Here is a 9,500-nt window from a genome sequence, read left to right on the forward strand (position 1 = left end):
AACAGGGGGTTATTATGTCATTATCAATATCAATTTGTGAAGATGAAAAATTTTATAAAGATACATTAAGTGAATATATTCATTCTATATTACAAAAAGAAGATATAGAATATGATTTATCAATTTACTCTTCTGGTAAGGAATTTTTTGATAATATAGATAAAAAAGTAGATATATTATTTTTAGATATATGTTTAGTAAATGAGAGTGGAATGGATATAGCTAGGAAAATAAGAGATATAAATATAAAAACAGAGATAATATTTACAACTTCTATGCAAGATTATGTATATGAAGCATATGAAGTAAAAGCATTTAGATATATAGTAAAGCCTGTAAAATATGATTTACTAAGTGAGTATTTGAAAGATTGTGTATCTGAAATTTTAAGTAAAAACAATATGATATCGATAAAATCAAATAAAAACACTTTAGTTTTACCTATAAATGAAATTTTATATATAGAAGTAATAAGAAAAATAGTAACTATATATACATTAGACAATGAGTATCAGATTGAAATAAGTTTAAAGAAATTGGAAAAGCAGCTTTTAAATTATAACTTTTTTAGGTGTCATAATAGTTATTTAGTTAATTTAAAAGCTATAAATGAAATTAAAGCTAATACTATTATAATTAAAGATCATGAAGTACCAGTTAGTAGATCTAAGTATAAAGAGTTACAATCAAAGCTTGCATTTGTATTAGGTGAAATGCTTTATAAATAAAGAATCCATTATTACGGGATTCTTTATTTTTTTAGAAAAATTTAATAGCTACAATAAATTTAAAATTTTTTATAGATAAATATCTAAATGTTATTTAAATGAGGTAATGTCTTATCATATAAAATAAAACTTTATTACCTAATATACCCTATATATGCAATACATACTAATTTATTGAAATATAATATTTCAAACAATACACTTTAAATATATCTAAGTTCAGACAAATATTTGATTTAAACTATATTCAAAATTAGGATATTAATTAAAAAATTTGTGAAAGTATAAAAATATAAAAGGAGAGTACACATGTTGCAAACCAAAAAATTAAAAAAAAATATTCCTCAAAAGGAGGGGAATATATAGCTTTAAACAATGTATCCTTAAATGTTGAAAAAGGTGAATTTGTTTCAGTTATGGGGCCATCAGGAAGTGGAAAAACTACATTATTAAACTGCATATCAGGATTTATAAAGGCAAATGCTGGTGAGATATTGCTTGATAACCAAAATATATTAAATCTAAATGAAGACGATCTAGCAAATGTAAGACAAAATAAATTAGGATTTGTATTTCAAGATTTTATGCTTATAAATGGACTTACAGTTTTAGAAAACATTTATCTACCACAAATAATAGCAAATAAAACTATTGAACAAATGCAACAAAGAACAGATACATTGCTAGAGTCATTTAGAATTTCAGATATTAAAAATAAATATCCAACAGAGATATCAGGAGGACAGAAACAAAGAACAGCCGTGGCTAGAGCATTATCAAATAAACCATTAGTATTACTAGCAGATGAACCTACTGGAAACCTAGATTCAAAGTCAAGTATATCAATTATAGAAGCATTTATAGATGCTAAAACAAATTTAGATGCAACTATATTTATGGTAACACATGATGCATTTGCAGCTAGCTATAGCGACAGAGTTATAGCTTTAAAAGATGGTGAAATTGTCAAGGAGCTAGTTAGAAAGGGTACTCCAAGAGAATTTTTAAATGAAATCTTAGTATTTATGAAGAGTATAAATGGTGTAGCATATGAAGCTTAATGATATATGTAAAAAACTAGTAAGATCAAACTTAAATAATTATAAAATACTAGTATTTTGTCTTGTCTTAGGAACTATGTTATTTACATCTTATGGTCTACTAATATTTAGCCCAACAGTAACAGATGTAATAGTAGATGGTGGAAGTACACAAATGATAGCATATACGATTTATGGGGCATTCTCAATAGCATGTTTAATGTTCATACTATACTCTCATTCTTTATTTATGAAATATAAATCACAAGAAATAGGTATATTTATGTCTCTTGGTATAAATAGAAATAATTTAAAAGATATATTATTAAAAGAATTAAAATATGTCCTTCCAATATCATCTGTTTTAGGTATGATATTAGCACTACCTTTTACATATATAGTATGGATTTTTATAACAAGTATTTCTGAGAGTATGCAAATAACCTATAAGATAGGATGGCTTGGATTTGTAGGTGGAGCTATATTCTCAGCTATAACTATTATGTTTATAAGTAAAAAAACTTCTAAATATGTACAAAAAATAGATATAATGAAAATATTAAAAATTTCTGAGGATATAGAAGATTTAAAAGCTGGAAACTATAAATTAGGATTTATAGGACTAATTATAATTCCTATAGGAATTTTTAGTGCAACTTCAAATATGAGAGGTATGCTATTTGACTCAGTACCTAATGCTAAATTTGTATTCTTTCTTATGATTATCATAGGACTATATCTAGTTTGTGCAAGTTTTACAACAATGGGAGATTTTGTAAATGGAGTTAATAATAAAAATTACTATAAAAATATAATGTTTTATAATTTATTAAAATTAAAAGGTAAACAATATACATCTACATTATTTACAGTAACAACATTAATAGCAATAACAATATTTGCAATGTGTTTTTCATTTGTGAATGTATTAGGAAAAAATGAAATAGCAGAAACGTTGGCCCCATTTGATTTTTCAATATTAAAATCACAAAATCAAAATAACCTGGTTGAAAAAGATGTAATATATGAAATAGCTAATAATAATAATATAAAAATAAATGATTATAATGAGGTAGAATTTTTAACAGCAGTTAAAAATTTCTCTCAAGAAGAAATAGATAGATATGGAGTTTATGTAAATCCTGAGCTATGTATAAAAGAAAGTGATTATAATAAGCTATATGATGAAAAGATAGATGTTACACCAGGTATGTATTATATTGTATCTAGCGATAAAGGTATGTTTAAAGTAAAAAGATATAAAAATATGGCGCTTTCAGGTATTGGAAATGATAAAAAATATATGTTAGAAAAGCAAGGAGATATATTTAAACAATTAACATTAGGCCAACACGGTACTAGCGGTTTTATATTAGATGATAAAGATTTTGAAAAATTAAAATCTCAAAGCACAAGTGATGCCATTGAAACAAATGTATTATTTAATGTTGATAACTGGAAAAACTCATATGATTTTTATAAAGAATTAGAGCGCTGGTCAATAACAAATAATGAAAAAGGATTACTTATTTATGGTGGAGCATTTGATAGGGTATATAATGATATGTCTTTAGAATTTGTAAATGCTAATGAACTTTCTCCTACTGATTATAGAGACTGGCCATATAAGATAAACTCTAAAATATATATGACTACAGATGCATTGTCTATAGAAATAGTATACCCTTTATTATTTGGATATATAGCTTTATTATCTCTTATTGCATCAGCGATGATATTATATATAAAAGTTTTAAATACATCATGGCAAGATAGTAAAACATATAAAAATATTTCATTACTTGGTGCTAACAAAAAGGCTATTAAATCTATAATTAGTAAGCAATTACTAGTTATATTTATGATACCTACCATAGTTGGAATATCTTTAGGTGTAATGATACAAACTGCTATAATAGGTCAAAGTTTAACAGCTAGTATATCTTTAAATTATGCACTATTATTTGGATTATTATTTATACTAGTGCAAACTATAGTGTTTATTCTAGCGAGAAAAGTAATATTCAAAAAGGCTATAGAATACAAATTAGCTTAAGATAAAAATGAATTAAAATATTAGGTGCGGAACTTGCTGACAAATGTGAAATATAATTAGCATATGGTCATTTTGGTAAAGAAAATATAGATTTACCGTGGGAAAGGTTAGATAAAGTTGATTTATTATAAAAGGGTATTGATATACTATATGAAATAAAATATGATACTATAAACTAGTTCCGTGTTAATGTAAATTTTAAAAATGTACAAAATAAACCCCATAATTTTGGAGCTATAGCTTTATGATTATGGGGTTTATAATTTATTTTATATTAACTTCGTCAACGCAAATATATGTTATATTTCGAATTATAGATATATAACTGGAATTTATAATAGCACCCATAGTTGTGGTATTATTTATGAAATTTTAAACAGCAAAAAACACATAAACTTAAAATTTATGTGACAAATATTTACATAACTACAAAAATATTTACTTTTAGTCAGATTTAGGATATAATTTAATAATAGAAATGTATATTTAGGTGATACATTGGATAAAATAATTAATTCGTTAATTAAATAAAGATTTTTATACAAGATATAAATTTAAACATATTACTTATTAACATAAGAATACTACATAACATATTAAAATAAATTACAAAAAAGTTACAAAATATCTTGTGTATTAGTATTTTATCCTAGATAAGACTTCACCTATAAAAATAACACGTAAGATATACACTTATGGTGAATTTTTGGAGGGAAAAATATCATGAAGAGAAAAATATTAGTACCAATGTTTGCGTCGGTTATGGCGTTATCAATGAATACAATAGCAAATGCAGATGAAGTAGAAAATAACAACGTTGAAAATAAAGAAGACAATACAACTAATGTAATAGACTTACCTAATTATGAAGATGTTACATATAAGGTAGCTATAGTTAAAGATGGGGTTGCTGTTAAAATAAGAGAACAGGGATCTGTTCAAAACGTAGCTTACACAGGAGATGAATTCAAGGTTGTAGGAGTTCAAGGTGACTGGGTTAAGGTTAAAGTTGGAGATGGAGAAGGTTGGATAGCAACTAGATTCGTAGATATAAAAGAAGCTCACGGTTACACTACATCAAATAAAGTTAATTTAAGAAAAGAAGCTAATACTGAATCTGAAATAGTAGAAGAGTTAGAAGTCGGAAGTACTATGAAAGTTTTAGAAGACAATGGTAACTGGGTAAAAGTAAAGAAAGGTGAAAGTGAAGGATATATAAGATCTTTATATGTTTCTGAAGAAGCACCTGTTATAGAAACAGAAGAAGAAGATACTCAAGAAAATGTTCAAGCTTCAACTGATAATAATATAGCTACAAATGATACTAAAACAAATGATACTCAAAAAATAAATAATAATGCTCAAAGTTCAAATAAAAACCAAAGCTCAAACAAGAACCAAAATTCAAACAATAATGGTGGACAAGCTCAAAAGCCGGTTCAAAAACCTGCTCAAAAACCATCACAAGATAATGGTTCTTATAATCCGCCAGCATCTGATTCTTCATTAGCTCAAGCTGTAGTTAATTTAGCTCATGCTAAAATAGGATCTCCATATGTTTGGGGAGCAGAAGGACCTAATAGCTTTGATTGCTCAGGACTTACTTCATATGTTTATAAGCAAGCAGCTGGTATATCTTTACCAAGATCATCAAGCGCTCAAGCAGGATATGGAAAGACTGTAAGTAAATCAAACTTACAACCAGGAGATTTAGTATTCTTTACTACTAATGGAACAGGAAATGTAAGTCACGTTGGTATATATATAGGTGGAGGAAATATGATACACTCACCTAAACCAGGTCAAAGTGTGCATATTACAAGTATAAACTCTTCTTACTATACATCTAAGTTTGTTACAGCAAAGAGAGTTTTCTAATAAAAAAATATTATAAGTCGCTTATTTTATAAGCGACTTTTTTATATAATTTTCTTAAATAGAATATATTGACATTACAGATAAAAGGTGTTAAGCTACTATCAGAATAAAAAATACTTTTAAATTTAGTCCAGAGAGGCTGAAAAAGGAGGATAAATAATGTTATTACAAGGAAGAAATCTAATCCAACCAGAAGACTTTTCAATACAAGAAATAGACGAAATATTATCACTAGCTCAAAATATAATTGACAATCCGTCAAAATACTCAAATATATGTGAAGGTAAGCTATTGGCTACATTATTCTATGAGCCATCAACAAGAACAAGATTAAGCTTTGAAGCTGCAATGAATAGATTAGGTGGTAGAATTATAGGTTTTTCAGAACCAAATTCATCATCTGTTGCAAAGGGAGAATCTTTAGCAGATACAATAAAAACTGTAGAATGTTACGCAGATGCAATAGTTATGAGACACCCAGTAGCAGGATCAGCAGCCCAAGCAGCAAAATATAGCGAAATACCTTTTATAAATGCAGGAGACGGAGGAAATCAACATCCAACTCAAACACTTACAGATCTACTTACTATAAAATCACTTAAAGGAAATTTAGAAAATCATACAATAGGATTATGTGGAGATTTAAAGAATGGAAGAACAGTTCACTCTTTAGTTAAAGCTATGGCTAGATATAAAAATGTTAAGTTTGTATTCATATCTCCAGATGAATTAAAAATGCCTGGTTATATAAAAGAGGCTATAAAAGGTCATGCATACTATGAAACTAATAACTTAGATGATGTTATAGGAAGCGTAGATGTATTATATATGACAAGAGTTCAAAGAGAAAGATTTGAAAATGAAGATGAATATGAAAGACTAAAAGACTATTATATATTAAATAAATCAAAAATGAAAAATGCTAGAGAAGATATGTTAGTTATGCATCCATTACCAAGGGTAAACGAAATAGATGTGGATGTAGATTCAGATAAAAGAGCAGTATATTTCAAGCAAGCTAAATATGGAATGTATGTTAGAATGGCTTTAATAATGAAGCTTTTAGGGGTAAGTGTTGAAAGACATATAATGATAGAAAGGGAATGTGTTAATGTATAAAGTTCTTGAAAATAAATATATAGGCGAAGACATGTATCTAATGAAGGTTGCAGGAAAATTTGAAGGCAAAATGGGGCAGTTCTATATGTTAAGAGCATGGGATATGTATCCACTGCTATCAAGACCAATAAGTATACATGATATAGATGAAGAGGGAATAACTTTCTTATACAAGGTATTTGGTGAAGGTACTAAAATACTAAGTAAGTTAAAGAAAAATGGAACTATAAAGTTAGAAGGACCTTATGGTAACGGATATGAAAAGGTAGAAGGTAAAGTAGCTTTAGTAGGTGGTGGAATCGGAATAGCACCATTATACTTAGTAGCTAAAAATATAGAAAACTGTGATGCTTATCTTGGATTTAGAAGTGAAGCTATATTAGAAGAAGAGTATAAATCAGTTTGTAATGAAGTTAATATAGCTACAGGAAATACCTTTGTAACAGATATACTAGATGTAAAAAAATATGATTATATATTAACTTGTGGACCAACGCCTATGATGGAGAAATTAGTTAAGATGGTAGAAGGTACTAATACAAAAATAATGGTTTCTTTAGAAAATCATATGGCGTGTGGGGTTGGTGCTTGTCTAGTATGTACTTGTAAAACTAAGTTCGGAAATAAGAAAACATGTAAAGATGGCCCTGTATTTTGGGGAGAGGACGTGATATTTAATGGCTAATCTAGGGGTAAAATTCGGAAATATAGACTTTAAAAATCCACTTATAATGGCATCGGGTACATTTGGATTTGGAAAAGAATATAATGGAATTTATGATATACAAAAATTAGGTGGAATAAGTAGTAAAGGACTTACTTTAAATAAAAGAGACGGAAACAACGGTATGAGAGTTTGGGAAACACCATCTGGAATGATGAATAGTGTAGGTCTTGAAAATCCGGGTGTTCAAGGATTTATAGATAATGAACTACAATTTTTCAAAGAGTTAGATACAGTTAGAATAGCTAATGTTGGCGGTGGAACTTTAGAAGACTATATAGAGGGAGTAAAGCTTCTAAATAACCAGCCAATTGATATGATTGAACTAAATATATCTTGCCCGAATGTTAAAGCTGGAGGAATGGCTTTTGGTATAAAAAATGAAGTAGCAAGAGAGGTTGTAAGAGCAGTAAGGGCAGTTACAACTCTTCCTCTTGTGGTAAAGTTATCACCAAATGCTGAAGATATAGTTGGTATGGCTAAGGTATGTGAAGAAGAAGGTGCTGATGGAATATCTTTAGTAAATACTTTCAAAGCGATGGCTATAGATATAAATAAAAGAAAGCCAGTATTTGAAAATGTATATGCAGGATTATCCGGTCCAGCAATAAAGCCTATAGCTCTTAGAATGGTTCATGAAGTTTGTAAAAATGTAAGCATACCAGTAATGGGGATGGGCGGTATAACAACTGCTGAGGATGCAATAGAATTTATAATGGCAGGTGCTACATGTATACAAGTAGGAACAGCTAATTTCATAAATCCTAAAATAGGACTTGAGATAATAGAAGGAATAGAAGCTTTTATGGAAAAAGAAGGAATAGAAAGTTTAGATGAAATAAGAGGAATATTATAAATTATTAAAAACAAAAAGGATGAAATTTTGGAGGACTTAATTATGAGTAAAGTAGATGTAGTTGACATATTAAAGAAAAGCGATGCGTTATTAGAAGGACATTTTTTATTATCTTCAGGAAAACACAGTAACAGATACATACAATGTGCTAAGGTATTAAGATTTCCACAATATGCGGAGGCAGTGCTAAGTACAGTAGTAGAGCAAATAAAAAATTTAGATATAGATTTAGTAGTTGGACCTGCAATGGGTGGAGTAATAGTTTCTTATGAATTAGGAAGACAATTAAATAAGGAAACAGTATTCACTGAAAGAAAAGACGGAGTAATGGAACTTAGAAGAGGATTTGAAGTTAAGCCAGGAGCTAAAATAATAATAGCTGAAGATGTTGTTACAACTGGTAAATCAACAATAGAAACAAAGAAAGCTTTAGAAGCTTTAGGAGGGGAAGTTATAGGTGTTGCTTGTATAGCAAATAGAACTAATGATGATATAGGTATGCCTATATATAGTGCTATAAAGCTTGATATACAAGTTCATGATGCTGATGAATGTCCTCTATGTAAAGAAAATAATATTGAGTTAGTTAAGCCGGGAAGTAGAGAATTCAAAGAATTAGGAATGTAATGATATATATAAGACCTTAGAATATTCTAAGGTCTTTTTTATTTTATCCTTTGTCTAGTTCTGAAGTATACAGTTTAAATTCTTCTAAAAATATCTCTGCAGCTTTAGATATAGTAATATTTTTAGGCAAAATATAAGAGAAATTATGAGTGTAAGAATCATCTAATTCAATTATAGAAAGTTCTTTATTTTTCACAGCAGGAGCAGCTACAAACCTAGACATAATAGTAATTCCTAGTCCATTTCTAACAGCCTCTTTAACAGCATAATTACTTCCCAAAACAATTACACCTTTAGGTACAATTTCGTTAGTTCCTAAAAACATATTAAAAAATTCTCGACACCCAGATCCATCTTCACGTACTATCCATTTTTTATCTTGCAACATATCTAAAGAAAAAATCATTCTTAATTAAATTTGGGTTATATGGGAATGCTAGTACCATCTTATCTCTTAATAAATATCTCTGCA

Annotated in this window: 9 protein-coding genes; 8 read left to right on the forward strand and 1 reads right to left on the reverse strand. The window is 28.2% G+C overall.

The window, feature by feature from the left end; translation table 11 throughout:
- Positions 1–14: 14 nt before the first annotated feature.
- From JWF52_RS04575 to pyrE, 8 genes are all read left to right on the forward strand, one after another.
- On the forward strand, positions 15–728 hold the full coding sequence (locus tag JWF52_RS04575) for a LytR/AlgR family response regulator transcription factor (protein ID WP_208332167.1): 714 nt from the start codon (positions 15–17) through the stop codon (positions 726–728).
- A 416-nt stretch (positions 729–1,144) separates the two neighbouring features.
- Positions 1,145–1,789 carry an ABC transporter ATP-binding protein gene (locus JWF52_RS04580; RefSeq protein WP_502711243.1) on the forward strand — a complete coding sequence of 215 codons (645 nt, stop codon included), beginning with the start codon at positions 1,145–1,147 and terminating at the stop codon, positions 1,787–1,789.
- Positions 1,779–3,824 (forward strand): FtsX-like permease family protein, encoded by a 2,046-nt coding sequence (locus JWF52_RS04585; RefSeq protein WP_208332168.1) that lies wholly within the window; start codon positions 1,779–1,781, stop codon positions 3,822–3,824. Before JWF52_RS04580 ends, JWF52_RS04585 begins: the two co-directional genes overlap by 11 nt.
- A 723-nt stretch (positions 3,825–4,547) precedes the next feature.
- On the forward strand, positions 4,548–5,702 hold the full coding sequence (locus tag JWF52_RS04590) for a C40 family peptidase (RefSeq protein WP_208332169.1): 1,155 nt from the start codon (positions 4,548–4,550) through the stop codon (positions 5,700–5,702).
- A gap of 159 nt (positions 5,703–5,861) precedes the next feature.
- Positions 5,862–6,821, forward strand: coding sequence for an aspartate carbamoyltransferase (pyrB, locus tag JWF52_RS04595; RefSeq protein ID WP_208332170.1), 960 nt, complete (start codon positions 5,862–5,864; stop codon positions 6,819–6,821).
- On the forward strand, positions 6,814–7,506 hold the full coding sequence (locus JWF52_RS04600) for a dihydroorotate dehydrogenase electron transfer subunit (RefSeq protein WP_208332171.1): 693 nt from the start codon (positions 6,814–6,816) through the stop codon (positions 7,504–7,506). The genes pyrB and JWF52_RS04600 overlap by 8 nt, the downstream gene beginning before the upstream one ends.
- Complete coding sequence (locus JWF52_RS04605) at positions 7,499–8,401, forward strand: dihydroorotate dehydrogenase (RefSeq protein ID WP_208332172.1); 903 nt, start codon at positions 7,499–7,501, stop codon at positions 8,399–8,401. Before JWF52_RS04600 ends, JWF52_RS04605 begins: the two co-directional genes overlap by 8 nt.
- Positions 8,402–8,443: 42 nt before the next feature.
- Positions 8,444–9,028, forward strand: a complete 585-nt coding sequence (pyrE, locus tag JWF52_RS04610) for an orotate phosphoribosyltransferase (RefSeq protein WP_208332173.1) — start codon at positions 8,444–8,446, stop codon at positions 9,026–9,028.
- A gap of 43 nt (positions 9,029–9,071) precedes the next feature.
- Here pyrE and JWF52_RS04615 read toward each other — a convergent pair whose 3' ends face one another.
- Positions 9,072–9,416 carry a LysR substrate-binding domain-containing protein gene (locus JWF52_RS04615; RefSeq protein WP_286184007.1) on the reverse strand — a complete coding sequence of 115 codons (345 nt, stop codon included), beginning with the start codon at positions 9,414–9,416 and terminating at the stop codon, positions 9,072–9,074.
- Between the last annotated feature and the right edge of the window lie 84 nt (positions 9,417–9,500).

Origin of the sequence: Clostridium sp. CCUG 7971 (genome assembly GCF_017590215.1) — a bacterium.
Taxonomy (GTDB): Bacteria; Bacillota; Clostridia; order Peptostreptococcales; family Peptostreptococcaceae; genus Faecalimicrobium.

Coding starts and splice junctions, on each gene's coding strand:
- pyrE (WP_208332173.1), top strand. CDS start 8,444: ATGAGTAAAGTAGATGTAGTTGACATATTAAAGAAAAGCGATGCGTTA.
- JWF52_RS04575 (WP_208332167.1), top strand. CDS start 15: ATGTCATTATCAATATCAATTTGTGAAGATGAAAAATTTTATAAAGAT.
- pyrB (WP_208332170.1), top strand. CDS start 5,862: ATGTTATTACAAGGAAGAAATCTAATCCAACCAGAAGACTTTTCAATA.
- JWF52_RS04600 (WP_208332171.1), top strand. CDS start 6,814: ATGTATAAAGTTCTTGAAAATAAATATATAGGCGAAGACATGTATCTA.
- JWF52_RS04590 (WP_208332169.1), top strand. CDS start 4,548: ATGAAGAGAAAAATATTAGTACCAATGTTTGCGTCGGTTATGGCGTTA.
- JWF52_RS04580 (WP_502711243.1), top strand. CDS start 1,145: ATGGGGCCATCAGGAAGTGGAAAAACTACATTATTAAACTGCATATCA.
- JWF52_RS04605 (WP_208332172.1), top strand. CDS start 7,499: ATGGCTAATCTAGGGGTAAAATTCGGAAATATAGACTTTAAAAATCCA.
- JWF52_RS04615 (WP_286184007.1), bottom strand. CDS start 9,416: ATGTTGCAAGATAAAAAATGGATAGTACGTGAAGATGGATCTGGGTGT.
- JWF52_RS04585 (WP_208332168.1), top strand. CDS start 1,779: ATGAAGCTTAATGATATATGTAAAAAACTAGTAAGATCAAACTTAAAT.